Consider the following 25,756-nt stretch of genomic DNA (forward strand, 5'->3'; position numbering starts at 1 on the left):
CGATTCGCCCAGTCGATTGGCATCGATCCGATCAGTCGCCCGTGACGGATGCCGTCGGCAGGGGCATGCCATAGGTCAAGGCCGCCTGCAGGTCGATCGCGGCGAGATCGAAGTCGCGCCGCGCGTCGAGGGCAGCGGCGTTGGCCGCGATCCGCGCCCGCTGGTCGGCCAGCACCCTGAAATAGTCGACGCGCATGCTTTCGTTCGCCAGAACGGCGGCGCCGTAGCGCAGCGCCATCTGCTTCGACACGACCTGGCGCAGGGGCAGCACACGCTTCTCATAGAAGCGGGCGATATCCCAGGTGCTGCGATAGGCATCGTAGGCGATGCGCGCCTCGGAACGGGCATTCACCGCCTTCGCGGCGAGCCGGTTGACGGCCCGCATGTAGGTCTCGCGCGCCTTGCGTTCCCGCGCCTCGCCGGTGTCGAAGATCGGGATCTCGAACTCGAGCGCGCCGCCGCCGCGGGTGATCGAGGTGTTGGTGGTGGTGAGCGGGTTGGCGTTCTCGTTGTTCACCAGCCCGGCAAGCTGCAGCATCGAGACGTAGCGCGTCGCCTGCGTGAGCTCGAGCGACTTGGCGAGCGCCACCACATCGTGGCGCGCCATCACGAGATCGACGCGGCGCTCGATCGCCTGCGCCTCGACATCCGCCCTCGCCCGGGGCTCGCCGGGCAAGGGCGGCAGATCGTCGGGCAGCCTGAAGTCGACGTCGGCTCCCCACAGGCCCATGAGCCGGGTGAGGGTTTCACGCTGGCGCCGGGCGGCAAGCCGGGCCTGGCCGAGGCGCACGCTGAGCTCGGCGTAGAAGGCCGCGATCTCCGCCTGCTCGAGCTGGTCGCCGCCGCCCGCCTCGCCGAGCTTCGCCATCAGCCGGGCGGACTCGTCGGCCGTGCGCCGTGCCTCCTCGAGGAAGCGGACCTGACGCTCGGCGGCGATCGTGCGCACCCAGGCGCGCCGCACATCGCCGGCTAGGGCGAGGGTCTTCTGCACGGCGCCGTGTCTCGCGTGCTCGAAATGCTCGGCGGCGATGCGACTGCGCCGGGGCAGCGTGATCAGGCTCAGGATGTCCTGGATCAGCCTCACCTCGAAGTCGGCGACACCGGTGCCGCCGTAGGTCATGAACGAGAATGTCGGATTGGGCGGCAGGCTTTGCTGGACATAGTCCGCCTCGGAGATGCCGAGATCATTGTAGGCCGCCTGCAGATCGCGATTGCCGAGGAGCGCCACCTGCACCGCCGCGTCCGCCGACAGGGGCTCGGCAAGCAGGGCGCTCACCTGTTCGTGCGCCCTGCGCGCCGCCTCGACGCTGTCGATCTTGACGGCGTTCGCGCCCGTTTCGCGCTTCACGTCCTGCACCACCTCGCCCATGCCGCCGTCGGGCGAGAAGGAAGCGCAGCCGGCCAGCAAAGCGGGCGCCACGAGAAGCGACAGGATGGTCCGCGCGCTCATGGCCTGTCTCCGATGCCGTGATACACCGTGCCCGCCATCACGGGCCGATAGGGCTGGGCCGCGGCCGGCGCCGCCGGATCGTCGGGGTTGGGAAAGGCCGATACGGTCGGCAGCGATGGGCCGTTGCCGCAGGCGGCCAGCAGCGCGAGGAGCGCGGCCAGGACGACGATTCTCACGTATGTGCCTCCCTGGCCGGCGCCGGCGCCGGCCCGGCGCGGAGCTGCCAGCCCTTGACCAGGCTGTAGATCACCGGAATGACGACGAGGGTGAGCAGCGTCGAGCTCGCCATGCCGCCCACCATCGGCACGGCGATGCGCTGCATCACCTCGGAGCCCGTGCCGGTGCTCCAGAGCAGCGGCAGCAGGCCGGCGACGATCGCGGTCACGGTCATCATCTTGGGCCGCACGCGCTCGACCGCGCCTTCGATGACGGCGGCGCGCAGATCGGCCGCCGTCGGCGCCCGACCCTCGGCGTCGCAGACCGCCCGGCGGTGCGCCAGCGCCGAGTCGAGATAGATCAGCATCACCACGCCGGTCTCGGCGGCAACGCCCGCCAATGCGATGAAGCCCACCGCCACGGCGACGCTCATGTTGAAGCCCATCAGCCACACCATCCACAGCCCGCCGACCAGCGAAAAGGGCAGCGACAGCATGACGATCAGCGTCTCGGCGATGCGGCCGAAGTTGAGGTAGAGCAGCACGAAGATCAGCAGCAGCGTCGCGGGGACGACGATCTGCAGCCGCGCCTCCGCCCGCTGCAGATATTCGAACTGGCCGCTCCAGAGCGCGACGGTGCCGGGCGGCAGCACGACCTTGTCGCGCACCGCCTTCTGCGCGTCGGCAACGTAGCCCGCGAGATCGCGGTCGCGGAAGTCGACGAAGACGTAGACGGCGAGCCGCGCATCCTCGGTGCGGATCGAGGTCGGGCCCTGCGTCAGCCGCACCCCGGCCAGTTGTCCCAGAGGGACCTGGCCGCCGTTCACGGTCGGCACCAGAACCTCCTGCGCGATGGCGCGCGGGTTCGAGCGCAGGTCGCGCGGATAGCGCACGTTCACCGAATAGCGCTCGCGGCCCTCGACCGTGGTGGTGACGGTCTCGCCGCCCAGCGCACTCGCCACCGCCTGCTGCACGTCGTCGAGCCGGACGCCGTACTGCGCCAGACGCTCGCGGTCGGGCACGACGTCGAGGAAGTAGCCGCCAGTCACGCGCTCGGCATAGGCCGAGGTCGTGCCGGGCACGCCACGGATCGCCGCTTCGACCTCGCGCGCGGCTTTCTCCAGCTCGCCGTAGTCGTGACCCAGCAGCTTGACGCCCACCGGCGTGCGGATGCCGGTCGCCAGCATGTCGATGCGGGCGCGGATCGGCATGGTCCAGGCGTTGCTGACGCCCGGGAACTGCAGCGCCTTGTCCATGTCGGCGACCAGCTTGTCGACGGTCATGCCCCGCCGCCATTCCGACCTGGGCTTGAGGTTGATCACCGTCTCGAACATCTCGAGCGGCGCGGGATCGGTCGCGGTCGCCGCCCGGCCCGCCTTGCCGAACACCGACGCGACCTCGGGGAACGACTTGATGATCTTGTCCTGGGTCTGCAACAGCTCGGCCGACCTGGTGACGGACATGCCGGGCAGCGTCGTCGGCATGTAGAACAATGTGCCCTCGTCGAGCTCGGGCATGAACTCGGTGCCGACATGCATCGCCGGCCAGGCCGTCACGGCGAGGACCGCCGCGGCGAGCGCGACCGTCAGCCACCGGGCGCGCAGCACGAGGCCGATCACCGGCCGGTAGAGCCAGATCAGGACGCGGTTCACCGGATTGCGGCGCTCGGGCAGGATGCGGCCGCGCACGAACAGCATCATCAGCGCCGGCACCAGCGTGACCGAAAGCAGCGCCGCCGAGCCCATGGCGAGGCTCTTGGTCCAGGCGAGCGGCTTGAACAGCCGCCCCTCCTGGGCCTCGAGCGCGAAAATCGGCAGGAACGACACGGTGATGATCAGCAGGCTGAAGAACAGCGCCGGCCCCACCTCGACCGCGGCATCGATGATGGCCCTCATTCTCCTCTCCCCCGATCGGGGGAGAGGTTGGGTGAGGGGGTTGCCCGCAGTGTCGGCTTCCCCCCTCACCCCGCCTCTCCCCCCGACGGGGGGAGAGGAGTTAGAAGACGAAGCGAGCCGCTCGAGGTGCTTGTGCGCGTTCTCGATCATGACGATGGCGGCATCGACCATGGCGCCGATGGCGATCGCGATGCCGCCGAGGCTCATGATGTTGGAGCCGACACCCAGCGCATGCATGGCGATGAAGGCCATCAGCACGCCCACCGGCAGGGTGACGATCGCGACCAGCGCCGAGCGCACATGCAGGAGGAAGACGACGCAGACCAGCGCCACGACGATGCTTTCCTCGAACAGCGTCGATTTCAGCGTGTCGATGGCGCGATGGATCAGCTCCGAGCGGTCGTACACGGTCTCGATGTGGACGCCTTCGGGAAGACTGGCCGCGATCTCCTTGATCCGCGCCTTGACGTGGTCGATCACGTCGAGCGCGTTCTGGCCGAAGCGCTGCAGGACGATGCCGGCCACGACCTCGCCTTCGCCGTCGAGCTCGGTGAGGCCGCGCCGCTCGTCCGGCCCCAGCGACACTTGCGCCACGTCGCCCAGCAGCACCGGCGCCCGGCCGTCGGCGCGCAGCACGATGTTCCGGAGGTCGCCCGGCCCTTTGAGGTAGCCGCGACCGCGCACCATGTACTCGGTCTCGGCCATCTCGACCACGCGGCCGCCCACTTCGCGGTTGCTGGCGCGGATGGCGTCGATCACCTGGCCGAGGGGAATGCCGTAGGCCCGGAGCTTCACCGGATCGACCACGACGTTGTACTGGCGCACGAAGCCGCCGACGCTCGCCACCTCGGCGACGCCCGGCGCCTTGGCGAGGCCGAAGCGGATGTACCAGTCCTGCAGCGAGCGCAGCTCGGCGAGGCTTTTGTCGGCGGCGGTCACGACATACTCGTAGACCCAGCCGACGCCGGTCGCGTCCGGGCCGAGCGCGGGCTTGACGTCAGGCGGCAGCTTGGCGGTGCCCGAGTTGAGGTATTCGAGCACGCGGCTGCGCGCCCAGTAGATATCGGTGCCGTCCTCGAAGATCACGTAGACGAACGACACGCCGAAGAAGGAGAAGCCGCGCACGGCCTTGCTGCGCGGCACGGCGAGCAGCGCCGTCGTGAGCGGATAGGTCACCTGGTCCTCGACCACCTGCGGCGCCTGTCCCGGCATCTCGGTGTAGACGATCACCTGGGTGTCGGAGAGATCGGGAATGGCGTCGAGCGGCAGCCGGCCGGCCGAGTAGAGTCCGCCCGCGACCAGCGCCGCGGCGAGGATCAGCATCAGCAGAATGTTGCGCGCCGACCAGCGGATGACCGACGCGATCATTGGCCGTCGCCCGCCGTGAAGGCAGCCAGCGCCGCGCGCAGGTTGCTCTCGGCGTCGATCAGGAAGGTCGCCGACGTCACCACCCGCTCGCCGGCCCGGAGGCCGGCGCGCACCTGCACATAGCCGCCGGCATGGGCGCCGAGCTCGACGCGGCGCGGCTCGTAGAGCCCCTGCCCGCGCTCGACCAGCACGACCTGGCGCAGGCCGCTGTCGATCACGGCCGACTCGGGGACGGCGACGGCCTTGCCGAGCGGCGACTCGATCTCGACCGTCGCCGCCATGTCGGCGCGCAGCAGGCCGTCTGGATTGGCGACCTCGATGCGCAGCCGGGCCGTGCGGCTCTTCGCGCCGACACTGGGATAGATGTAGGCGACCCTGCCGGCGATCGGCCGATCGGGCCAGGCGTTGATCGTGATCTTCGCGCTGTCGCCCGCCTTCACGAAGGCGAGATCCTGCTCGTAGACGTCGGCGATGACCCACATGGTCGAGGTGTCGACGATGCGGAACAGCACGTCGCCCGGCTGGAAGCGCGCGCCCTCGATCGCCTTCTTCTCGACCACGGTGCCGCTCGCGGGCGACGGAAAGCCGATGACGCGCGGCGGCAGCTCGCCGCGCCGCAGCTTGTCGAACTCGGCCTCCGGATAGTCGAGGTTGCGCAGCCGGTTGTCGGCCACCTGCTGGCGGCCCTGCACGCCGCGCGCCACGAGGTATTCCTGCTGCAGGACGTTCAGCTCGGGGCTATAGACCTCGAACAGCGTCTGTCCGCGCCGCACCGGATCGCCGGTCGCGTTCACCAGCAGCTTCTCGATCCAGCCACCGAACTTGGGCGCCACGACATACTGCCTGCGCTCGTCGAACTGCAGGGTCGCGAAGGCGCGCACCGTGCGCGACAGCGCCATCTCCTCGGCGATCGCGCTGCGCACGCCCAGCCTCTGCACCTTGTCCAGGCTCAGCTTCACCGTGCCGGCTGCCGGCGCGGGACCGGCAGGGTCGTCCTCGGCGCAGACCGGGATGTAGTCCATGCCCATGGAGTCTTTCTTCGGCACCGGCGAGGTGTCCGGCGCACCCATCGGATTGCGGTAGTACTTGACCTTGCCGCCCTTGCAGGCATCGTTGGCCGCCTGGGCCTGCGCAACGGCGCCCAGCGAGAAGGCGGCCAGAAAGACGAGGAAGGCGAGCGCGATCCGCGCCCGATGACGGTCCATTGACATGAGAGACTCCTGTGCGAAACGCACGCACGGGCGCAGCCGCACGGACGGGCGGGCACGCGACCTTCGTTTGTCAGGAGCTCAGGATCGGGGCGGAGACGGGTCGGGCGGCGGCGAGAGACCGCGCAAGGTGGCCAGGCGGACCGGCCAGATCTCGCCGCGGCCGGCGTGAAGCGGCAAGGCTGCGACCGCCGCGACCAGCGACGGCATCGTGCCGATGCAGGCGACCACGCAACCGGCCGCCGTCGGCGGGCACGGCATGCCTTCGCACTCCGGACAATGCTGGCTGCAGAGAGCGCTGACCGTCGTGTGCGCATGGCTTGCAGGCGAGCCGGACGGCATCCAGGCATAAGCCACCGTCGGCAGCCCCGCCGCCACGACGGCGAGGCAACCGAGGAGTCCGGCCAGGAGACGCAGGCGCTTCATGCGTCGGCCAAGATGCCCTGCCCTGCCGGCCTTGCCAACGCCCACGGTGTCACATTCGGGCGATCCGCCCGACCCGCACACCGGCCCGCGCGGATGCAACCGGCCCCCTCGCCGGGTTGTTCACCTTCTGTCGAGAGGGAACCAGGAGGACGCCATGCAAGTGAGCGACGTCATGACCCGGGGCATCACGACCGTCTCGCCCTACGCCAGCGTCTGCGGCGCGGCGCGCACGATGGATCGGCTGAACGTGGGAGCGCTGCCGGTATGCAGCGGCGAGCGGCTGGTCGGCATCGTCACCGACCGCGATATCACGGTGCGCTCGACGGCGGCGGGCGATTCGCCCCATGCGACGCGGGTATGCGACGTGATGAGCGACGATGTGTGCTGGTGCTACGACGACACGCCGGTCGACGCGGCCGAGGACAGGATGGGCCGCCTGCAGGTGCGGCGCCTGCCGGTGGTCGATCGCGGCCGGCGGCTGGTCGGCATGGTGAGCCTGGGCGATCTCGTCACCTGCCAGTCGCCCAACGTCGAAGGCACGCTGCGCGCGATCTCCGAGCCGTCGGAGCCCGACCGCGGCGGCGGGCCGATGCCGCTCGGCGGCCGCTACACCGAGGACTGACCGGCCGAATTGCGTGCCACCGAATTGCGCGCCATCGTCGCGGCGTCGAGGCGCTTCTCCCAGCGCAGCAGCTCGCCGAAGATGCCGTCGAAGTCGCGCTCGAACTCGGTCCTGATCAGCTTCCAGGAGAGGCCCTGCGTCAGCGCCGCGTCGATGCGGCGGATGATCGCCGCCTGGCGCGCCTTGAGGTCGGCGACGAAGGCGTCGCGCAGCTCGGCGAATTCGCCGCGGGTCTCGAACTCGCGCGCCTTGGCGCCGATCTGCCGCTGCAGCGTCGCCAGCGACTGGAGCAGGGCGTCATGTTCTTCCGGGGTCATGGAGGGGTCCTCGCAGGTTGGCCGATATCCGGCATTGGACCACGTCCGCCCGCTTCCCTCATTAATCTAGATGAAAGCCCGCGCGCCGGCGGAACCGCCGCCGCAGCCGGACGTTGCGTTGAGGTCCTCCCCGAAAAAGACAGGAGCGGCCCATGTTCTCCAGACTCTTCGCGATCACTGCGCTTTCCGCCGGCCTCGCCGCGCTGCCGATGCTCGCCTCGGCGCAAACCAGCACCACGACGACGCCGACGCCCCAGACCACCATGCCCCGGACCGCCCAGCCGATGAACCACGGCATGAACACCGGCTCGGGCACCATGGGCTCGGGCAACATGGCGCAGTCGGGCATGCACTCGGGCGGCATGAACATGGGCTCCACGGGCGCGAGCGGCTTCGACGCCCGTCACTACCGCACCGCCGCCGACTGCCTGAACGCCGCCACCGCCGCGCACGTCGATCTCAGCGCCTGCAGCAGCCTCCACAACCGCTGACGCGGAAGCCGGCCGACACAGAACAGCCCGCCTGCCCTTCCCGGGCAGGCGGGCTCTCTGTCGTCCCGGCCCTCAATCCGCAGCGGCGCCGGCGCGGCTCGCGACGGGCTTGCCCTGCTCGAGGTGATGCCCGGTGAGGGAGCGTGTCCGGATCGTGGGCAGGCCCTGCGTCTCGATCTGCTCCACCGTCTTGCTTCGTCTGGGTCCGCTAACCCGGATATCTCAAAGGAGAGAGGTGCATCGGAGGGCTGACTCTGAGAAAGTTGTTTTGCGACAACGACTTTATCCGAGAAAGGAAGCCGCTCCGATGCCGACAGAGTGTATTGCGGATTTGTTTGGATTTGCACCTGTTGAAAGGCGGGCGGTGGTTGCGTCGTTCGACGGCGGGTCGATCACACCGGACGCCGGCGGGCTGTTGCTGGGAGCGACGGATCGGGCGCTCGGACTGATCGATCGGTTAGCCGGCTGCTTTAGGGACTTTCGAGACCCGTCGCTGGTCGAGCACGCGGTGCGGACGCTGGTGGGGCAGCGGGTGTACGGGCTGGCGCTGGGCTACGAGGACCTCAACGACCACGACCATCTGCGCCACGATCGGCTGTTTGCGGTGCTGGCGGGCAAGCTCACGGCGCGCCGCCGGGACTGCGCGCCGGTGGCCGGCAAGAGCACGCTGAACCGGCTGGAACTGAGCGGGCCTGGGCGCTCGCTGTACCACAAGATCGACCACGACCCGGCGGCGATCGAGCGGCTGTTCGTGGCGGTGTTTGTGGAGGCGCACAAGCGGGCGCCGTCGCAGATCGTGCTCGACCTGGACGCCACCGACGATCCGCTGCACGGTGAGCAGGAGGGGCGGTTTTTCCACGGCTACTACGACGGCTATTGCTACCTGCCGCTCTACATCTTCTGCGGCCGTCATCTGCTGGCGGCCAAGCTGCGACGCTCCAACATCGATGCCTCGGCGGGGGCGGCGGAGGAGGTGGCGCGGATCGTGGCGCAGCTCCGCCGACACTGGCCACGGGTGCAAATCCTGCTGCGGGCCGATTCGGGCTTCGCTCGCGAGTCGCTGATGGCCTGGTGCGAGGCCAACGGGGTGGACTACCTCTTCGGCCTGGCGCGCAACGTTCGGCTGGCGGGCGAGATCGAGGCCGAGTTGGCGGCCGCCCAGGCCGAAAGCCGGCGGACCGGTCGGCCGGCCCGCCGCTTCAAGGACTTCCTGTGGTCGACGCGCGACAGCTGGAGCAGCAGGCGACGGGTCATCGCCAAGGCGGAATGGACGCACGGCGAGGCCAACCCGCGCTTCGTGGTGACCTCGCTGAAGGGCGGCAAGGCCCGGGCGATCTACGAGAAGCTGTACTGCGCGCGCGGCGACATGGAGAACCGCCTCAAGGAGTGCCAGGGCGAGCTGTTCGCCGACCGTACCTCGGCCGCCACCATGTGCGCCAACCAGCTGCGCCTGTGGTTTGCCTCGATGGCTTATGTGCTGCTCTGCGCCTTGCGCCGCATCGGGCTCAGGCACACCCGCTTCGCCCAGGCGAGCTGCGGCTCGATCCGCCTGGCGCTGCTCAAGATCGGGGCGCTGATCACCATCAGCGTGCGACGCATCAGGCTCGCCATGGCCTCGGCCTGGCCCAACCAGCGCTCCTTCAAGCAGGCCTGGATCTCACTCGCTGCCGCCGCCCGCTGACGACCCAGACAGCGCATAGGCCACATTCGCCCAGATAGCGTCGCAGCCCGCGGCGTGTTGCCGCTCGCCCGCGTTCACGCCCGCTCCCTCTTCGCCGCATCCACGCGGGCCACCATCTTCGACTGCCCGCCGATCATGACGTCAGAGATGATGGTTTGAGAAATCCGGGCTAACGTCGCGCAGGCGATGATCGTTGCGCGAGGTCGCCGCGCGACAGCGAGCCGCCGCCGGTCGCCTGTCATCCCGGCTGGATGGGGCCCGGCAGCCGGCGCTCGGCCTCGTCGGCCAGGCTCTGCTCGTGACGGCGCAGGAACAAGAGGCCGGCCACCAGGACCGCGGCGGCCAGCACGGTGGTGACGGCGCCGATCGGGCCGGACAGGCGCTCGAACTCGTTGCCCGCGGCATAGGCGGCGAGGCCGTAGAAGGTCGCCCAGGCGGCGCCGCCGCCCATGTTGAACACCAGGAAGCGCCGCCACGGCATGCGGTTCATGCCGGCGAGAAAGGCGCCGATGGCGCGCAGCAGCACCACGAAGCGGGCGAAGAACACCACCTTGGCGCCGTGCCGCCAGAACAGGTACTGCCCGAGCTTGATCCGCCGTTCGGTGAAATGGATGCGCCGGCCGTAGCGCAGCGCCAGCCTGAGGCCGATGCCGCGGCCGATCCAGAAGCCCGTGTTGTCACCCACCACCGCGCCGAGAAAGGCGGCCAGGATGACGGGGCCGATGCCGAGCTGGCCGGTCGAGCCGGCATAGATCGCCGCCCCCACCAGGGTCGCCTCGCCGGGCAGCGGCAGGCCCATGCCCTCGAGCGCGACCACGGCCGCCACGATCCAGCAGCCGTAGAGCTGCAGGAGGTGGGGGAATTCGAGCGCGATCAGCCGATGCATGTCAGAGGATAACAGCGCGCCCGAGAGTGCGCGCGCCACTCCAGTGCCGCCCAAACGGCGCCGAGGCAAGCGAAGATTGCGCCACGGGCGCCGCGCGCCCGCGAGCCGGCTCCGCCGGACGGGTCGGCGCGCGCGCGGGAAAACACAGAATTCCAACATCTCGGCCTGTAGATTTGTATATGCAGTCGTGGTGATAATATCGTGGCGCGACCTTCTCCCGGCCGATCGGGAGGCGAGTTCGTGCCAGCAAGCCGAGGTCCCCGAATGGTCAGGCGCATGCACACGAGTTTGCTCACGGAAACCTCCTTGTCGACGTCGGCCTTGCGCCTGATACCGGCAGCGCTCGTTGCGGCCGGCGCTCTCGCGGCGGCGCTTCCGGCCCGCGCTGCCAATTTCAACGTCGCCAGCGACGCACAGCTTCGCAGCGCCATCGCCAGCGCCGCGAACGGCGACACCATCACCTTCACCGCGAACATCACCTTGAGCTCCAACCTGCCGCAGGTGCAGCGCCATCTCGTCATCGACGGCGGCAACTTCACGCTCTCCGGCAACAACCAGTATCGCGGCCTGATAGTGCAATCGGGCAGCGTGATCATCAGCAACCTCACCATCGCCAACGCCCGGCCCCAGGGCGGCAATGGCGGAACCGGTGGCCAACTGGGTGGTGGCGGCGGCGGCGGCGCGGGACTGGGCGGAGCGCTTTACGTTGCCCGCGACGCGCAAGTGACGCTGAACAACGTCAGCCTGCAAAACGATACGGCGCAGGGCGGCAACGGCGCCGGCACGTCAGTCGCCGGCGGCAATTTCGTCGGCGGTGGCGGCGGCGGCATGTTCGGCGATGGAACCGCAGCAAAAAGCGGCACGGCGGGCCAGGGCGGCGCTGGTGGCGGCGGCAACGGCGGCAGCTTTGCCGGAGCGGGCACGGCTGGCGGCTTCGGCGGCGGTGGCGGCGGCGGCGAGCGAAGCGGAGGCGCTGGCGGGTTTGGCGGCGGCGGCGGCGGCAGCGGCGCTGGCGGCGGCGGCAAATCTCCGCCGGCAAGTGGCGGTTTCGGCGGCGGCAACGGTGGCACGAGCGTCGGTGGAGGAGGCGCCGGTCTGGGTGGCGCGATCTTTGTTCAGGAAGGCGGCATCCTGACTTTGGGGGGCAACCTCACCATCTCGAACAACAAGGTCGCCGGCGGCGCCGGGTCGAACGCCGAGACCGCCGGCCGGGGTATCGGATCAGGCATCTTTCTTCACGGCAACGGCTCCCTCACGTTCGCTCCCGGCGCCGGACAGAGCCAGACGGTAGCCGACACAATTGCCGACCAGACCGGCGTGACCGGCAGCGGCGGGAGCTGGTCGCTGGTGAAGAACGGGGCGGGCACGACCATTCTCACCGGAAAGAACGCCTATTCAGGCGGCGTTACAGTCAACAGTGGCGTCCTGCAGGGCAACACGTCGAGCCTGCGCGGCAATATCGTCCTGGGATGGCCATCGCAGTCTCCAGCCCCCGGAGCCGTCGTCTTCGACATTGCCAGCGTCGAGACCTATGGCGGCAACATCACCGGTAGCGGCAGCTTCACCAAGGCCGGCACCGGCACGTTGGTCCTCGACGGGACCAACACCTATACCGGCGGGACAACCGTCAGGGCCGGCACCTTGTACGGCACGACGCGGAGCCTGCAGGGCAACATCCTCAACGACGGCGCGCTGGTCTTTCGGCAGGATTTCGACGGCACCTATGGCGGCAACATCACGAGCGGCGGCCCCCTCACCACATTCACCAAGCGCGGCAAGGGCAAGCTCAATCTCACCGGCACCGTCGGCGCCGGCCTCACGACGCTCTAGCCCGGATATCTCAAAGGAGAGAGGTGCATCGGAGGGCTGACTCTGAGAAAGTTGTTTTGCGACAACGACTTTATCCGAGAAAGGAAGCCGCTCCGATGCCGACAGAGTGTATTGCGGATTTGTTTGGATTTGCACCTGTTGAAAGGCGGGCGGTGGTTGCGTCGTTCGACGGCGGGTCGATCACACCGGACGCCGGCGGGCTGTTGCTGGGAGCGACGGATCGGGCGCTCGGACTGATCGATCGGTTAGCCGGCTGCTTTAGGGACTTTCGAGACCCGTCGCTGGTCGAGCACGCGGTGCGGACGCTGGTGGGGCAGCGGGTGTACGGGCTGGCGCTGGGCTACGAGGACCTCAACGACCACGACCATCTGCGCCACGATCGGCTGTTTGCGGTGCTGGCGGGCAAGCTCACGGCGCGCCGCCGGGACTGCGCGCCGGTGGCCGGCAAGAGCACGCTGAACCGGCTGGAACTGAGCGGGCCTGGGCGCTCGCTGTACCACAAGATCGACCACGACCCGGCGGCGATCGAGCGGCTGTTCGTGGCGGTGTTTGTGGAGGCGCACAAGCGGGCGCCGTCGCAGATCGTGCTCGACCTGGACGCCACCGACGATCCGCTGCACGGTGAGCAGGAGGGGCGGTTTTTCCACGGCTACTACGACGGCTATTGCTACCTGCCGCTCTACATCTTCTGCGGCCGTCATCTGCTGGCGGCCAAGCTGCGACGCTCCAACATCGATGCCTCGGCGGGGGCGGCGGAGGAGGTGGCGCGGATCGTGGCGCAGCTCCGCCGACACTGGCCACGGGTGCAAATCCTGCTGCGGGCCGATTCGGGCTTCGCTCGCGAGTCGCTGATGGCCTGGTGCGAGGCCAACGGGGTGGACTACCTCTTCGGCCTGGCGCGCAACGTTCGGCTGGCGGGCGAGATCGAGGCCGAGTTGGCGGCCGCCCAGGCCGAAAGCCGGCGGACCGGTCGGCCGGCCCGCCGCTTCAAGGACTTCCTGTGGTCGACGCGCGACAGCTGGAGCAGCAGGCGACGGGTCATCGCCAAGGCGGAATGGACGCACGGCGAGGCCAACCCGCGCTTCGTGGTGACCTCGCTGAAGGGCGGCAAGGCCCGGGCGATCTACGAGAAGCTGTACTGCGCGCGCGGCGACATGGAGAACCGCCTCAAGGAGTGCCAGGGCGAGCTGTTCGCCGACCGTACCTCGGCCGCCACCATGTGCGCCAACCAGCTGCGCCTGTGGTTTGCCTCGATGGCTTATGTGCTGCTCTGCGCCTTGCGCCGCATCGGGCTCAGGCACACCCGCTTCGCCCAGGCGAGCTGCGGCTCGATCCGCCTGGCGCTGCTCAAGATCGGGGCGCTGATCACCATCAGCGTGCGACGCATCAGGCTCGCCATGGCCTCGGCCTGGCCCAACCAGCGCTCCTTCAAGCAGGCCTGGATCTCACTCGCTGCCGCCGCCCGCTGACGACCCAGACAGCGCATAGGCCACATTCGCCCAGATAGCGTCGCAGCCCGCGGCGTGTTGCCGCTCGCCCGCGTTCACGCCCGCTCCCTCTTCGCCGCATCCACGCGGGCCACCATCTTCGACTGCCCGCCGATCATGACGTCAGAGATGATGGTTTGAGAAATCCGGGCTAGGAGGGCGGCCTCGCCGTCAACGGCAGTCTGAGCGGCAACGTGCTGCTGAACGGCGGCATCCTGAGCGGCGTCGGCAACGTCACCGGCAACATCACCCAGAACGGCGGCGAGATCGCGCCGGGCAACTCGATCGGCAACCTCACGATCAACGGCAACCTCACGGTCAATCGCGGCGCTTTCGAGTTCGAGATCAACCCCAGCGGCGCCAGCGACCGCATCACCATCGTCGGCGCCGGCCACACGGCGAATCTGACAGCCGGCGTCCTCCAGGTCGTCGCGCAACCCGGCACCTATGCCCCGAACACGCGCTATACGATCGTCTCGGCGCCGGCCGGCGGCATCGCCAACTTCGGCAGCCTGACCGGCAGTGTCGGCTTGCTGACCCCGACCCTCAGCTACGATGCCAACAACCTCTACCTCTCGCTGCTGCTGCCGCCCGGCGCCTTCTCCGCGGCCGGCCAGACGACCAACCAGCGAGCGGTCGGCGGGGCGCTGGATGCGATCGCCGGCGGCGGCGATCCGGGAGGCCTCGTCACCGCCGTCGCCAACCTCGATCCGCAGCAGGCGCCGGCCGCCCTGCAGGCGCTGAGCCCCGAGGCCTATGCCGGGTTCGGCACCGCCAACGTGCGCGCGGGCCAGCTCTTCATGAACGCCGTCGGCCAGCGGCTCGCCTCCGGCCGCGGCCCGGTGGCCACCGGCGGCGGCAGCGTGGCGCTGGCCGAGCCGTGCGTCGCCGCCTGGGATGCCGGCGCCGACGCGCCCGCGCCCGCGCCGCTGCGCGCCTGGATCAGCGGCCTCGGCGGCGCCGGCAGCGTGCCGGGCGACGGCAACGCCTCCGGCCTCACCTACAATTTCGGCGGCACCGCCGTCGGCCTCGACTACCGCCTCGACCCGCGCTTCCTGGTCGGCCTCGCCGCCGGCTACGCGCACGGCACGCAATGGACCGGCGGCTTCCAGGGCAACGGCACTTCCGACACCTTCAGCGCCGCGCTCTACGGCTCTTACACCGAGGGCCGCTTCCATGCCGACGCACTGGCGGGCTACGCCCATGCCGACAACCGCCTGACGCGGCCGGTGTCGATCCCCGGCCTCGCCCCGCAGGCCGCCACCGGCCGCACCGGCGCCGACCAGTTCCTCGGCCAGCTCGAGACGGGCTACGGCTTCGGCGTCTATGCGCCGGCCCAGGCGACGCTGACGCCGTTCGCCCGCCTGCAGGTGGCGAGCGTCAGCCAGGCGGGCTTCACCGAGAGCGGCGCCAGTCTGTTCGACCTCGCCGTCGCGCCGCAGACCACCACCTCGGTGCGCGGCACGCTGGGCGTCGACCTCGCCGGCGCGATCGAGGTCGGCGCGCGCGCGCCGCTCGCGCTCCGGCTGCGGCTGGGCTGGATGCACGAATACGCCGACACCGGCCGTCCCGTCACCGCCGCCTTCGCCGGCGCGCCGACCGGCGCCTTCACGGTGCTGGGCGCCGCGCCGCCGCGCGACAGCGCCCTCGTCGGCCTCTCCGCCAGCCTCGCCGTGTCGCAATCCATCTCCCTCTATCTCGGCTACGATGGCGAGCTGGGCGGCGGCGCCGACAACCACGCCCTCACCGCCGGCCTCAGCATCGTGTGGTGAGCGCGCGATGGAGAAGACTGCAAGTGCTTTTGGCAAGGCTGTGTCATCCCGAGCGCAGCGAGGGATCTTTGGCTGACGCCGATCAAGCATCCCTCGCTATGCTCGGGATGACACGACACTGGGCGTCTGCTCTTGTTGTCAGTGGCACGCTCCTCCGAACGCTTATCCGGCACCACCTCATCCTGAGGAGCGCGCGAAGGACGGGCGACGGAGACGGTGCTCGTGCCCACCCTTCGAGACGCATCGCTGCGCGATGCTCCTCAGGGTGAGGTCTGCTTCTTGGTGACGCGCTCCGATGAAGAGCGCGCTGCCGTGTCGGCTCAATCGATCAGCCGCACGCCGCGCCACGTCCGGTTGCCCACTTTTCAAGTGCGATCGACGCCTTGAAGGTTGCCTCACTTTCCGGATCGCCGAGAGGATTTTGCGGGACGCTTCAAAATCTGGTGCAGCTCGGGCACGCGATGCTTTGCCGTGAGCCAAACGATCTCAAGGTCCACCGTGAAATAGCCGTGGACGAGAATGTGGAGATTGTGCACAACGGCATCCACGGTCTTCTGATCGGCGCAAAAGGCCGCGAAATCGAGGCCTTCGATATACGTCGCGATACGTGCGATCGACTGTTCGATATCCTCGAGCCATAGCCGCCAAGCCCTAGGCGGCACGAATCGCCTCTTTGAGAATTCGGCGGCGCAATCTGGGATGCATTCCTCCATGCGTGACCAGGTCGACACGACAGTCGAGAAGCTCCTCGAGCCGCAACTTGACGCCGGCGAACTCGATCAGATCGGGCGCACGGTGGAACTCGACCAGCAGGTCGACATCGCTGCCCGGTCGTGCCCGGTCGCGCGCAACCGAGCCGAAAACGGAGAGGGACTTGATTCCCAACCTGTCCAGCTCGGGCTTCACGTCGGCCAAGCGATTAAGCACGTCGCTGCGCTTCATGGCATCGAATTCCCAATATCCTTATTGCATGGCTTTCGTCGTGCATCCAGATGATCCATCGGGCCCCGTGCACGAAGCCGACTGTGTCACAAAGATCGTGGCAGCCCTCAATCGATCAGCCGCACGCCGCGCGAATAGGTGAGGTAGCGCCAGAGCCACTGCACACTGACCAGCGTGCGCTTCTCGAAGTCGATCAGCAGCACGATGTGCACCAGCGCCCAGAAGATCCAGGCGAGCCGGCCCTTCATCGTCCATCGGCCCCAGGCGTAGACGGCGGCGTTGCGACCGACGATCGCCGTGTCGCCGCGGTCGCGGAAGCGGAACGGTACGCCCGGCCGGTCGGCCCTGGCCAGCCAGCGGCCGAGATATGCCCCCTGCTGCTGCGCCACCTGTGCCAGCGCGGGCAGGTTGTCGTCGCCGACGGCGACGTCGCCCAGCGCATAGATGCCGTCGTGGCCCGGCACGGAAAGGTCGACGTCGACCTTGAGGCGGCCGTGCCGGCCGGTGGCGGCGCCGAGCCAGCCCGGGCCGTCGGCGCCTTCCACGCCGGCCGCCCAGACGATCGCGCCGGCGCCCATCTCCTGCCCGCCGGCGCGCACGCGGCCCGCCTCCACCGCCTCGACCTTGGTGTCGAGCCGCACCTCGACGCCCAGCCGCTCGAGCTCCGTCCTGGCGTAGGCCGACAGACGCTCGGGAAAGGCGGCGAGCAGCCGGGGCCCGGCCTCGACCAGCACGATGCGGGCGCGGGCGGGATCGATGCGGCGGAACTCGCGCGGCAGCGTGTAGCGCGCGAGCTCGGCCACCGAGCCCGCCATCTCGACGCCGGTGGGGCCACCGCCCACGATCACGGTCGTGAGCAGCGCCTCGCGCCGCGCCGGATCGGGACAGATCTCGGCCTCCTCGAAGGCCGCGAGCAGCTTGGTGCGAATCCGACGCGCATCGCCGATGCCCTTGAGGCTGAGCGCATGCCGGGCCCATTCGGGATGGCCGAAATAATTGTAGCGCGCGCCGGTCGCCAGCACGAGGACGTCGAACGGAACGTAGCCGCCCTCGGCGAGCGCGACGCGGCGGCGCGCCAGGTCGACGCCCTGCACGCTCGCCATCACGAGATCGACGTTGCGCGCGCGCCACAGGATGCGGCGGACGGGGATGGCGATGTCGGCCGGCGACAGCGCCGCCGTCGCCACCTGGTAGAGCAGCGGCTGGAAGAGATGATAGTTGCGCCGGTCGATCACCGTGACCCGCCGGTCGCTCTTCGCCAGCCGGCGCGCGCAGGCGAGGCCGCCGAACCCCGCCCCCACGATCACGACATGCCGCGCGCCGTCGACCGGCGCCGGCGTGCGATCGGCGGACGGGAAAGGGATCGGCTCGGCGGACATGTCGAAGGTGAACGTGCACCCCCAGATACGGTTCCGCGCCGCCGTCGCGGCCGCCGCCCAGCGCGGCGCGAGCCACAGCGTGGATCGCCAGCACCTCGGCGCGCGCCATCGACTCCACGCCTAGGGTCGGGTTACGGCGCGTCGTCGACCTTTTCCAGCCAGTCGACGGCCTTGCCGTTCAACGCCTCCTGGATCGCGATGTGGGTCCTGCTGGTGGTCGCCTTGGCGCCGTGGCAGTGCTTCTCGCCCGGCGCGGTCCAGATCACGTCGCCCGGCCGGATCTCCTCCACCGGGCCGCCCCGGCACTGCACCCAGCCGCAGCCCGCCATGACGATCAGGGTCTGGCCCATCGGATGGGTGTGCCAGGCGCTGCGCGCGCCGGGCTCGAAGGTGACGCTTGCCCCGCCGAGGCGCGCCGGCTCGCCCACCTGGAACAGCGGGTCGACGCGGACCGTGCCGGTGAAATAGTCGGCCGGCCCCCTGCTGGACGGCTGCGCGCCGTTGCGCTTGATCTCCATCGTCGCTCTCCTTCCTTGCCGGTCGGCGCGGCCCGGTCGACACGGCTGACGCCGCAGTGTTGCTCGCGATGATTTAGGATGCGCGGCGTCCGGGAACAGACGCCATAATCCGCATGCACTCATGACGAGAACCCATAAATGCCGCGCGGCAACCTGAACGACCTGCTCGCCTTCCTGGCCGTGGCGCGCGAGCGCAGCTTCACGCGGGCCGCCGCGAAGCTCGGCGTTTCCCAGTCGGCGCTCAGCCATACCGTCCGCGCGCTCGAGGCGCGGCTCGGCGTCCGCCTGCTCACCCGCACCACGCGCAGTGTCTCGCCGACCGAAGCGGGCGACCGCCTGCTGCAAAAGCTCGGCCCGCGTTTCGACGAGATCGAGGCCGAGCTCGAAGCCTTGAGCGAGCTGCGCGAGAAGCCCGCCGGCACCTTCCGCATCACCGCCACCGACTATGCGGCGGACAGGCTCCTCCTGCCCAGGCTGGCCAGGCTCCTGCACGAGTACCCCGACATCAAGGTCGAGATCGTCATCGACTACGGCCTGACCGACATCGTCGCCGAGCGCTACGACGCGGGCGTGCGGCATGGCGAGCAGGTGGCGAAGGACATGATCGCCGTGCGCATCGGTCCCCATATGCGCATGGCGGTCGTGGGCTCGCCGTCCTACTTCGAGACGCGGCCGATCCCGGAGAAGCCGCAGGACCTCGTCGCCCACAATTGCATCAACCTGCGCCTGCCCACCCATGGTGGGCTCTATGCCTGGGAGTTCGAGAAAGGCGACCACGAGCTGCGGGTGCGCGTCGACGGCCAGCTCGTCTGCAGCGGCGCCATGCAGATGCTGAACGCCGCGCTCGCCGGCCTCGGCCTCGCCTACATCCCGGAAGACCTGGCCGAGCCTCATCTCGCCGCCGGGCGGCTGAAGCGCGTGCTCGGGGACTGGTGCCCGCCCTTCGCCGGCTACCACCTCTATTATCCGAGCCGCCGTCAGTCCTCCGCCGCCTTCGCCCTGCTGGTCGACGCCTTGCGTCACCGGGGGTGACTCGTCGAAGCGCCCTCGAGGGAGCGCGCCACTCCTGTAGCGCAATCATCCTGTTTCATCGACGAGGACGGGCGCCGGCATTCAGTGCGCCCGCTTCTCGAACACGTCCTTCGCGACCGGCAGCGCGGAGAAGACGTTGGGCCAGCCGACATAGAAGGCGAGATGCGCGAGGACCTCGGCCGCCTGCGCCTGCGACAGTCCGTTGTCCATCGCCCGGCCGAGATGATAGGGAATCTGCGCGACCTGGCCTGCGGCGATCAGGGCGCTGACCGTGACCAGGCTGCGGTCGCGCGGCGCGAGATCCGGCCGCAGCCACAGGTCGCGGAACAGGATCTCGGTCGTGTACTGCACGACGCCCGGCGCCGTCCGGCCGAACTGTTGCCCGACGCGTTCCGCGCGCTGCGCCTCGGCCGCCTCGTCGAGCGGCAGAAGTGGCGGCGACGCCTGCGGGAGCTGGTCGGGACCGATGCCACGGCGGGCGAAGACATCCTTCGCGACCGCGGCCGCCGCCATCGCGTTCGACCAGCCGGAATAGAAGGCGAGATGGGTGACGATCTCGGAAATCTCGCGCGGCTCGACGCCCTCGTCGAGCGCGCGGTCGAGATAGTACGGCATCTCGATCGTCTGGTTGCGCGCGATCAGCGCCGCCAGCGTGACGATGCTGCGATCCCGGGCCGAGAGGCCGGGTCTCTTCCACACCTCGCCCAGCAGCCGGTCTTGCGTGTATTTCTCAAGGGCCGGCGCGACCTTCCGGACATCGTCAGGCATCGGCATGGGTTTCTGCTCCGCGTGGACTGCCAGGGAAACAACGAGGGAGAGCGACGCGATCGCCGTCGCGAGAACTTTCATTCGACCTCCTGTTCAGTGCGCCGTGAAGCCGCCATCGACGGCGAGGGCGTGACCGATCACGAAGCTCGCGCCCGGGCTGCACAGCCAGAGGACCGCGGCGGCGATCTCGTCGGCCCGGCCCAGCCGCCCGATCACCTGCTGCTTCATGATCTCGTCCATCGCCTCCTTCTGGCTCTTCAGCATGTCCGCGACCATCGGCGTGTCGATCGTGCCAGGACACACCGCATTGATGCGCACGCCGCGCGGCGCGTATTCGAGGGCGGCGCTCCTGGTGAGCCCGATCACCCCGTGCTTGCTCGCATGGTAGGCGGCGCGCTCCGGCAGGCCGATCAGGCCGCCGATCGAGGAGCAGTTGACGATGGCGCCGCTGCCCCGGCTGCGCATCTGCCGCAGCTCGTGCTTCATGCAGGCCCACACGCCGCGCAGGTTGATCGCGTTGACGCGGTCGAACGCCTCGGCCGGCTCGTCGGCGGCGTCGCTCGGCGGCACCTGCACGCCGGCGTTGTTGAAGGCCATGTCGAGCCGGCCGTACTCTGCGACCGCGCGGTCGACCATCGCGGCCACCTGTGCCTCGTCGGCGACATCGCAGCCCGTGCCGATCGCGGCGCCGCCCTCGGCGACGATCCGCCCGGCCTCCTTCGCGGCGAGATCGCCGTCGAGGTCGGCCAGCACGACGGAGGCGCCGCTTTCGGCGAACATGCGCGCGGTCGCCAGCCCCATGCCTTTCGCAGCGCCTGTGACCAGGGCCACCTGGCCTTTGAAGTCATAGATCGGGTTCATTTGCTCCTCGTTTGACGATGCGGGCGATGGGATCGGCGACTCGCGCCAGCCGATGGCGCGACAGTCCAACCGAACGAGAACGAATCGCCCCCGAATCGGCGGCGGGGCGCAGAGGAGACCACGGCTTCATGCCGGCTAGGCCCCGAACGAGGTCTTGGACAAAGGCAGGCTGCGGACCCGCTTGCCGGTCAGCGCGGCGACGGCGTTGACCACGGCCGGCGGAACGGCGGGCAAGGGCGGCTCGCCGATGCCGCCCATGGGAGCGCCGCTCTCGACGATACGGACATGCACGCGTGCCATCCGGTCCGGCGGCAGGATGGGATAGCCGTCGAAGTTGCGCGCCCGGGGCACGCCGTTCTCGTAGACCACCTCCTCCAGCAGCGCCGAGGAGAGACCCAGCGCCACGGCCGAATTGACCTGGGCCTCGACGATCGCCGGATTGACGATGCGGCCGGGGTCGATGGCGACCCAGATGTCGTGCACGACCACTTCGCCGGACTTCACCGACACCTCGGCGATGGTCGCGACCTCGCTGCCGAACGGCGAGGCCATGGCGACACCGCGGGCGCGCCTTGTGCCGTCGGCGGCGGTGAAGGGTCCGCGCTTCCAGCCGCCCGAGAGCTCGCCCACCGCCTCGAGCAGCGCCTTGTGCCGCGGCTTGTCCGCCAGCAGGCGAAGGCGGAGCGCATAGGGATCCTGCTTGCCGGCATCGGCCATCTCATCGAAGAACGTCTCGTAGAAGAAGTCGTTCATCGAATGCCCGACCGAGCGCCAGAAGCCGATGATCGCTGGGTTCGGCGCCGGCACATGGGCAACGCGCCTGTTGGCGATGGCGTAGGGCTTGCCGGCGATGCCTTCGACCGCCGACGGATCGGCGACATCGGCCTTGCGGCCGAACCAGCGGCCGGACGGTCCTTCGCCCACGGCCTCGGCCTGCAGGGCAACCGGCAGGCCCTCGGCATCGAGCCCGCCGCGGAAGCGCGCCAGGCCCATTGGGCGGAGCGCATCGCGCAGGAACTCCTCCTCGCGGCTCCAGATCAGCTTGACCGGCCGGCCGACCGCCTTGGCGAGCAGGATGGCCTGCGGGAATAGATTCGCGGTCTCATAGAGAAAGTGGCGGCCGAAGAAGCCGCCCAGGATCAGCGAGTGGATCGTCACTTTCCCGGGCGCGATGCCCGCCACCTTGGCCGCCGCTTGCTGGAACATCTCCGGCGCCTGGTTGGGCAGCCAGAGCTCGAGCGTGCCGTCGCTGTTGAAGCGCGCCAACGCCGACGGCGGCTCGAGCTGGCCGTGCGCCAGGAACGGCGCGTCATAGGTCGCCTCGACGGTTTTCGCCGCACCTCGCAGCGCCGCACCAACGTCGCCCTGCGTCTCGGCGGCGACACCGGGACCCGGCGCGGCGGCGAACGCAGCGCGCAGCGCCTCGGAGGAGAAGTCGGCCGGCATGGCGTTGCGCGTGCCGGCGGCCGGCCCGGTCCACGTCACCTTCAACGTCTCGACGGCACGGTGCGCACGCCACCAGCGATCGGCCAGCACCGCCACGGCGCCCGGCAGTCGATGGATGGAATGCACGCCCGGCATCGCCCTCACCTCCGGCTCGTTGGCAAAGGCACCGGGCTCGCCGCCCAGCCGCGGCGCGTGCCGGACGGCGGCCTGCAGCATGCCGTCGACTTTGGCGTCGATGGCATAGATGGCCCTGCCCGTGGACTTGTCGCGCCCGTCGAGCCGCGCGACAGGCTTGCCGATCCAGCGGAAATCCTTGTCGGCGCGCAGCGGCACGCGCTCGGGCACCGGCAGGACCGCGGCTTCCGCCGCGAGCGCACCGTACTCGATCTCGCGGCCCGACGCCGCGTGCCGGACTCGGCCGGGCTCGGTCGACAGGCTCGCCGCCTGGACGCCGAGGCGCGTGGCGGCCGCCTGCAGGAGCATCTGCCGCGCGGTGGCGCCCAGCCGGCGCATCGTCTCGTAGCTCGAACGCACGGCGCGGCTGCCGCCCGTGAACCGCCGGCCGTTCAGCACCAGGTAATCGGGCCCGGGCGGCGCGCACTCGACGGCAAAGCGCGCGGGATCGACATCCAGCTCCTCGCCGACGATCTGCGCCAGCGCGGTGTAGACGCCTTGGCCACCTTCGGCGAACGGGCTCTGCAGCACCACGCTGCCGTCGGCGTCGATCTTCAGAAAGGCGCGCAGTCGCGTGCCGGGTTCGACGTCGGCATCTCGGGCGCGCGCCGGCAACGTCACGGCGAGGACGAATGCGGCCGACGAGGCGGCGAGGAAGCCGCGGCGGGAGAAATCGAACGGGACGGCGTTCATGCTTCCTCCTCAGCCCCGCGCGGCCTGCCGCACGGCGGCGGCGATGGCGTTGTAGGTGCCGCAGCGGCAGAGATTGACCATGGCGCTCGCGATATCCTCGTCACCGGGCCCGGGGTTCTGCTTCAGGAGGGCGGTCGCCGCCATCACCTGGCCCGACTGGCAGTAGCCGCATTGCGGGACCTGATGCGCCACCCAGGCCGCGACGACACGACGGCCCACGGGATCGTCGGTGATCGCTTCGATGGTCGTAACCGGCTGATCGGCGACAGTCTCGACCGTGGTGACGCACGAGCGCGTGGGCTGGCCGTCGACCAGCACCGTGCAGGCACCGCACTGGGCGGCGCCGCAACCGTACTTCGTCCCGGTCATGCCGAGTTCGTCGCGGATCACCCACAGGAGCGGTGTCCCCGCCTCGGCCTCGATCTGGCGGGTCTTTCCGTTGATGGTCAGTTGCATGGGACGGAACTCCTTCCGGCCCCTTAGTTCGTAGCGGGACGCCACAGGGACTAGCCGCCATAATCCGCATGGACTTATGAGCAGGACCGATAAATGACGCGCGGCCCCGGGCGGTTCCCCCGATCCTTTCATCGCGCGCGCTCCCGTGGTCGCGTGAACCACAGGGCGATCGGCATCGAGCAGAGCGCCGCCAGCGCGCCGGCGAGGAACACCGCCGGCAGGCCGGCGCCGCCCGCGACCAATCCCAGGATCGGGCTGCCTGCGCCCAGCGCGATGTCGAGAAAGACGGTATAGGCGCCCATGGCGAGGCCTCGGCTCTCCGCCGGGACGCGAAGCACCGCTTCCACGCCGAAGCCGGGATAGACGAGCGAATAGCCGAAGCCCGTGAGACCAGCCCCGAGCAGCGCGAGCGCCGGAGAAGGTGCGAGCCAGATCAGCGCCTGGCCGGCGGCCTCGATCGGCACGCAGACCAGTGCCACCCTGGCGCCGCCCATCCTGTCCGGCAGATGGCCGAAGGCGAGGCGCGCGAGGATGAAGACTGCGGCGAAGGTCGTATAGGGCAGCCATCCGTCGCGCCATCCGCGGCTCGCGAACAGCAGCGTGACGAAGGCCGTGATCGCCCCAAAGCCGACCGTGCTCAGCGCCGAGCCGAGACCGGGCAACCATACGCTGCCGAGCACCCGCATGAAGCCGGCCCGCGCCTGCGGCAACGGGACGACCGGCGCCAGCGGGGCGACGAGCAGCAGGGTGGCCAGCGGCGCCAACGTGGTCGCGAGCGCGATCGTCCCGAAGCCGTAGGCCGAATAGAAGGCGGCGCCGACCGGCGCGCCGAGAGCAAAGGCCGCGAACATCGCCGCGCCGATCCAGGCGATGACCCGGCCGGTGTCCTGCGGACCGGCGATGGCCAGTCCCCAGCTCACCGCGCCGGTGATCACGAAGCTCTCCGCCCCGCCCAGCAGCAGCCGGCCAAGAAGCAGGATCGTCGCCGAGAGCGCCGGCAGGCCGGCAAGGCGCAGCGACAGGAGATAGAACAGCCCCGAGACTGCCGCGGCCAGCAGGCCCGCGACCACGGTGGGCTTGGTGCCGCGACTGTCGGCATAGTGACCCGCCCACGGCCGCGAGATCAGCGCCGCCGCGAACTGACCGCCGGCGACGAGGCCGACCACGAACGTGCCGAGGCCCAGCCTGTCGTGCACATGAAGCGGCAGCACTGGCATGGCGCAGCCGATGACGAGGAAGGCTGCGAAGACCACGCCCATGATCGGCAGCAGCACCGCGAGCGAACGGGATGCCTCCACCGTGCGGCCCAGCGAAATGCCTTGGTCCATGACCGCCCTGTTATGGACGCGGCCGCGGCCTCCGATTAGACGACGAGTGGCGCAAGGGCTTGTGAGAGGGGTTCATGAATGCGACAGGCCGACATGCCCCCTTTTGCGGCCGCTCAGCGCGGCTCGAGCCGCAGCGTGGTGGCGAGCACGTCGGCGCGCACCATCGACTCGGCATAGGGGCTGGTCCGGTACTTGCGCAGATATTCGCGGCTCGCGCGCTCGATCGCCGCGGCGTCGGTGGCGGGAACCGCCTGCACCGCCACCTGCCGGCCGTCGACATCCAGCGTCGCCGGTCCGCCTGCCGCGAGGTCGCGATACCAGCGGCCCTTGTCGCCACGCACCGAGCGCACGAAGACCTCGCCGTCGGCCACCGTGACCCAGATCGTCACCGGGTTCGCCGGATGCCGGCCCGTCCGGATCGCGATCTCCTGCCGGTCGCGCAGCGCACTGAGGGTGTCCGTGTCGAAACTGGCCATGGTCCCGTCCTCCCGACCAACATTTGCACGCAGCTTCCGAAACCAGTGTCTGGCGCGCCAGCTCTGCTCCTTGTCGGTGGCGCGCTCCCTCGACT

General features: G+C 69.6%; 24 protein-coding genes. 7 read left to right on the forward strand and 17 right to left on the reverse strand.

Going from position 1 to position 25,756, the window contains the following annotated elements; translation table 11 throughout:
• Positions 1 to 31: 31 nt before the first annotated feature.
• The 5 genes from OJF58_RS00675 to OJF58_RS00695 form a co-directional block, all read right to left on the reverse strand.
• Entirely contained in the window at positions 32 to 1,450 is a 1,419-nt protein-coding gene (locus OJF58_RS00675) for a TolC family protein (protein WP_300781124.1), read from the reverse strand.
• Positions 1,447 to 1,626: a hypothetical protein gene (locus OJF58_RS00680; protein ID WP_300781125.1), complete on the reverse strand. Its 180-nt coding sequence runs from the start codon at positions 1,624 to 1,626 to the stop codon at positions 1,447 to 1,449. Before OJF58_RS00680 ends, OJF58_RS00675 begins: the two co-directional genes overlap by 4 nt.
• Positions 1,623 to 4,868: a CusA/CzcA family heavy metal efflux RND transporter gene (locus tag OJF58_RS00685; protein WP_300781126.1), complete on the reverse strand. Its 3,246-nt coding sequence runs from the start codon at positions 4,866 to 4,868 to the stop codon at positions 1,623 to 1,625. The genes OJF58_RS00680 and OJF58_RS00685 overlap by 4 nt, the downstream gene beginning before the upstream one ends.
• Positions 4,865 to 6,079 (reverse strand): efflux RND transporter periplasmic adaptor subunit, encoded by a 1,215-nt coding sequence (locus OJF58_RS00690; RefSeq protein ID WP_300781127.1) that lies wholly within the window; start codon positions 6,077 to 6,079, stop codon positions 4,865 to 4,867. Before OJF58_RS00690 ends, OJF58_RS00685 begins: the two co-directional genes overlap by 4 nt.
• Positions 6,080 to 6,157: 78 nt before the next feature.
• Positions 6,158 to 6,502 carry a hypothetical protein gene (locus OJF58_RS00695; protein WP_300781128.1) on the reverse strand — a complete coding sequence of 115 codons (345 nt, stop codon included), beginning with the start codon at positions 6,500 to 6,502 and terminating at the stop codon, positions 6,158 to 6,160.
• 154 nt (positions 6,503 to 6,656) lie between these two features.
• Between OJF58_RS00695 and OJF58_RS00700 the strand changes: the two genes are divergently transcribed.
• A complete protein-coding gene (locus OJF58_RS00700; RefSeq protein WP_300781129.1) occupies positions 6,657 to 7,124 on the forward strand; it encodes a CBS domain-containing protein in 468 nt (155 codons plus the stop codon).
• On the opposite strand, the gene OJF58_RS00705 is transcribed toward OJF58_RS00700, so the two are convergent.
• A complete protein-coding gene (locus tag OJF58_RS00705) occupies positions 7,109 to 7,441 on the reverse strand; it encodes a hypothetical protein (protein ID WP_300781130.1) in 333 nt (110 codons plus the stop codon). The genes OJF58_RS00700 and OJF58_RS00705 overlap by 16 nt on opposite strands.
• Before the next feature lie 152 nt (positions 7,442 to 7,593).
• Here OJF58_RS00705 and OJF58_RS00710 point away from each other — a divergent pair, with 152 nt between their 5' ends.
• Positions 7,594 to 7,932 (forward strand): hypothetical protein, encoded by a 339-nt coding sequence (locus OJF58_RS00710; RefSeq protein WP_300781131.1) that lies wholly within the window; start codon positions 7,594 to 7,596, stop codon positions 7,930 to 7,932.
• Positions 7,933 to 8,239: 307 nt separating this feature from the next.
• Positions 8,240 to 9,613, forward strand: a complete 1,374-nt coding sequence (locus OJF58_RS00715; RefSeq protein ID WP_300778536.1) for an IS1380 family transposase — start codon at positions 8,240 to 8,242, stop codon at positions 9,611 to 9,613.
• A gap of 238 nt (positions 9,614 to 9,851) precedes the next feature.
• On the opposite strand, the gene OJF58_RS00720 is transcribed toward OJF58_RS00715, so the two are convergent.
• Positions 9,852 to 10,499, reverse strand: coding sequence for a DedA family protein (locus tag OJF58_RS00720; protein ID WP_300781132.1), 648 nt, complete (start codon positions 10,497 to 10,499; stop codon positions 9,852 to 9,854).
• A gap of 306 nt (positions 10,500 to 10,805) precedes the next feature.
• Between OJF58_RS00720 and OJF58_RS00725 the strand changes: the two genes are divergently transcribed.
• The 3 genes from OJF58_RS00725 (at position 10,806) to OJF58_RS00735 (ending at position 15,588) form a co-directional block, all read left to right on the forward strand.
• Positions 10,806 to 12,329: an autotransporter-associated beta strand repeat-containing protein gene (locus OJF58_RS00725; protein ID WP_300781133.1), complete on the forward strand. Its 1,524-nt coding sequence runs from the start codon at positions 10,806 to 10,808 to the stop codon at positions 12,327 to 12,329.
• 95 nt (positions 12,330 to 12,424) lie between these two features.
• Positions 12,425 to 13,798, forward strand: coding sequence for an IS1380 family transposase (locus OJF58_RS00730; protein ID WP_300778536.1), 1,374 nt, complete (start codon positions 12,425 to 12,427; stop codon positions 13,796 to 13,798).
• Positions 13,799 to 14,010: 212 nt separating this feature from the next.
• Positions 14,011 to 15,588 carry an autotransporter outer membrane beta-barrel domain-containing protein gene (locus tag OJF58_RS00735; RefSeq protein ID WP_300781134.1) on the forward strand — a complete coding sequence of 526 codons (1,578 nt, stop codon included), beginning with the start codon at positions 14,011 to 14,013 and terminating at the stop codon, positions 15,586 to 15,588.
• A 395-nt stretch (positions 15,589 to 15,983) separates the two neighbouring features.
• On the opposite strand, the gene OJF58_RS27045 is transcribed toward OJF58_RS00735, so the two are convergent.
• From OJF58_RS27045 to OJF58_RS00755, 4 genes are all read right to left on the reverse strand, one after another.
• Entirely contained in the window at positions 15,984 to 16,301 is a 318-nt protein-coding gene (locus OJF58_RS27045) for a HepT-like ribonuclease domain-containing protein (protein WP_366526834.1), read from the reverse strand.
• A complete protein-coding gene (locus tag OJF58_RS00745) occupies positions 16,240 to 16,530 on the reverse strand; it encodes a nucleotidyltransferase family protein (protein WP_300781136.1) in 291 nt (96 codons plus the stop codon). The genes OJF58_RS27045 and OJF58_RS00745 overlap by 62 nt, the downstream gene beginning before the upstream one ends.
• A 107-nt stretch (positions 16,531 to 16,637) precedes the next feature.
• Positions 16,638 to 17,909 carry an NAD(P)/FAD-dependent oxidoreductase gene (locus OJF58_RS00750; protein ID WP_300781137.1) on the reverse strand — a complete coding sequence of 424 codons (1,272 nt, stop codon included), beginning with the start codon at positions 17,907 to 17,909 and terminating at the stop codon, positions 16,638 to 16,640.
• 131 nt (positions 17,910 to 18,040) lie between these two features.
• Positions 18,041 to 18,427, reverse strand: coding sequence for a cupin domain-containing protein (locus OJF58_RS00755; protein ID WP_300781138.1), 387 nt, complete (start codon positions 18,425 to 18,427; stop codon positions 18,041 to 18,043).
• Positions 18,428 to 18,565: 138 nt separating this feature from the next.
• On the opposite strand from OJF58_RS00755, the gene OJF58_RS00760 reads away from it, so the two are divergent.
• Positions 18,566 to 19,459 carry a LysR family transcriptional regulator gene (locus OJF58_RS00760; RefSeq protein WP_300781139.1) on the forward strand — a complete coding sequence of 298 codons (894 nt, stop codon included), beginning with the start codon at positions 18,566 to 18,568 and terminating at the stop codon, positions 19,457 to 19,459.
• Between the two features lie 81 nt (positions 19,460 to 19,540).
• On the opposite strand, the gene OJF58_RS00765 is transcribed toward OJF58_RS00760, so the two are convergent.
• The 6 genes from OJF58_RS00765 to OJF58_RS00790 all read right to left on the reverse strand — a co-directional run bounded on the left by OJF58_RS00765 (position 19,541) and on the right by OJF58_RS00790 (position 25,661).
• Positions 19,541 to 20,308 carry a carboxymuconolactone decarboxylase family protein gene (locus OJF58_RS00765; protein WP_366526804.1) on the reverse strand — a complete coding sequence of 256 codons (768 nt, stop codon included), beginning with the start codon at positions 20,306 to 20,308 and terminating at the stop codon, positions 19,541 to 19,543.
• Between the two features lie 12 nt (positions 20,309 to 20,320).
• Positions 20,321 to 21,088 carry an SDR family oxidoreductase gene (locus OJF58_RS00770; RefSeq protein ID WP_300781140.1) on the reverse strand — a complete coding sequence of 256 codons (768 nt, stop codon included), beginning with the start codon at positions 21,086 to 21,088 and terminating at the stop codon, positions 20,321 to 20,323.
• 135 nt (positions 21,089 to 21,223) lie between these two features.
• Positions 21,224 to 23,401 carry a xanthine dehydrogenase family protein molybdopterin-binding subunit gene (locus OJF58_RS00775; protein WP_300781141.1) on the reverse strand — a complete coding sequence of 726 codons (2,178 nt, stop codon included), beginning with the start codon at positions 23,399 to 23,401 and terminating at the stop codon, positions 21,224 to 21,226.
• 9 nt (positions 23,402 to 23,410) lie between these two features.
• A complete protein-coding gene (locus OJF58_RS00780) occupies positions 23,411 to 23,857 on the reverse strand; it encodes a (2Fe-2S)-binding protein (RefSeq protein ID WP_300781142.1) in 447 nt (148 codons plus the stop codon).
• A 128-nt stretch (positions 23,858 to 23,985) separates the two neighbouring features.
• Positions 23,986 to 25,185, reverse strand: coding sequence for an arabinose transporter (locus OJF58_RS00785; RefSeq protein ID WP_300781143.1), 1,200 nt, complete (start codon positions 25,183 to 25,185; stop codon positions 23,986 to 23,988).
• Between the two features lie 113 nt (positions 25,186 to 25,298).
• Positions 25,299 to 25,661, reverse strand: a complete 363-nt coding sequence (locus tag OJF58_RS00790) for a DUF2255 family protein (RefSeq protein WP_300781144.1) — start codon at positions 25,659 to 25,661, stop codon at positions 25,299 to 25,301.
• Positions 25,662 to 25,756 lie beyond the last annotated feature (95 nt).

The sequence above is a fragment of the Enhydrobacter sp. genome, assembly GCF_030246845.1.
Taxonomy (GTDB): Bacteria; Pseudomonadota; Alphaproteobacteria; order Reyranellales; family Reyranellaceae; genus Reyranella.

Coding starts and splice junctions, on each gene's coding strand:
- OJF58_RS00675 (WP_300781124.1), bottom strand. CDS start 1,450: ATGAGCGCGCGGACCATCCTGTCGCTTCTCGTGGCGCCCGCTTTGCTG.
- OJF58_RS00745 (WP_300781136.1), bottom strand. CDS start 16,530: ATGAAGCGCAGCGACGTGCTTAATCGCTTGGCCGACGTGAAGCCCGAG.
- OJF58_RS27045 (WP_366526834.1), bottom strand. CDS start 16,301: ATGGAGGAATGCATCCCAGATTGCGCCGCCGAATTCTCAAAGAGGCGA.
- OJF58_RS00695 (WP_300781128.1), bottom strand. CDS start 6,502: ATGAAGCGCCTGCGTCTCCTGGCCGGACTCCTCGGTTGCCTCGCCGTC.
- OJF58_RS00685 (WP_300781126.1), bottom strand. CDS start 4,868: ATGATCGCGTCGGTCATCCGCTGGTCGGCGCGCAACATTCTGCTGATG.
- OJF58_RS00785 (WP_300781143.1), bottom strand. CDS start 25,185: ATGGACCAAGGCATTTCGCTGGGCCGCACGGTGGAGGCATCCCGTTCG.
- OJF58_RS00770 (WP_300781140.1), bottom strand. CDS start 21,088: ATGAACCCGATCTATGACTTCAAAGGCCAGGTGGCCCTGGTCACAGGC.
- OJF58_RS00705 (WP_300781130.1), bottom strand. CDS start 7,441: ATGACCCCGGAAGAACATGACGCCCTGCTCCAGTCGCTGGCGACGCTG.
- OJF58_RS00760 (WP_300781139.1), top strand. CDS start 18,566: ATGCCGCGCGGCAACCTGAACGACCTGCTCGCCTTCCTGGCCGTGGCG.
- OJF58_RS00720 (WP_300781132.1), bottom strand. CDS start 10,499: ATGCATCGGCTGATCGCGCTCGAATTCCCCCACCTCCTGCAGCTCTAC.
- OJF58_RS00790 (WP_300781144.1), bottom strand. CDS start 25,661: ATGGCCAGTTTCGACACGGACACCCTCAGTGCGCTGCGCGACCGGCAG.
- OJF58_RS00715 (WP_300778536.1), top strand. CDS start 8,240: ATGCCGACAGAGTGTATTGCGGATTTGTTTGGATTTGCACCTGTTGAA.
- OJF58_RS00710 (WP_300781131.1), top strand. CDS start 7,594: ATGTTCTCCAGACTCTTCGCGATCACTGCGCTTTCCGCCGGCCTCGCC.
- OJF58_RS00700 (WP_300781129.1), top strand. CDS start 6,657: ATGCAAGTGAGCGACGTCATGACCCGGGGCATCACGACCGTCTCGCCC.
- OJF58_RS00780 (WP_300781142.1), bottom strand. CDS start 23,857: ATGCAACTGACCATCAACGGAAAGACCCGCCAGATCGAGGCCGAGGCG.
- OJF58_RS00765 (WP_366526804.1), bottom strand. CDS start 20,308: ATGAAAGTTCTCGCGACGGCGATCGCGTCGCTCTCCCTCGTTGTTTCC.
- OJF58_RS00775 (WP_300781141.1), bottom strand. CDS start 23,401: ATGAACGCCGTCCCGTTCGATTTCTCCCGCCGCGGCTTCCTCGCCGCC.
- OJF58_RS00730 (WP_300778536.1), top strand. CDS start 12,425: ATGCCGACAGAGTGTATTGCGGATTTGTTTGGATTTGCACCTGTTGAA.
- OJF58_RS00750 (WP_300781137.1), bottom strand. CDS start 17,909: ATGTCCGCCGAGCCGATCCCTTTCCCGTCCGCCGATCGCACGCCGGCG.
- OJF58_RS00755 (WP_300781138.1), bottom strand. CDS start 18,427: ATGGAGATCAAGCGCAACGGCGCGCAGCCGTCCAGCAGGGGGCCGGCC.
- OJF58_RS00690 (WP_300781127.1), bottom strand. CDS start 6,079: ATGTCAATGGACCGTCATCGGGCGCGGATCGCGCTCGCCTTCCTCGTC.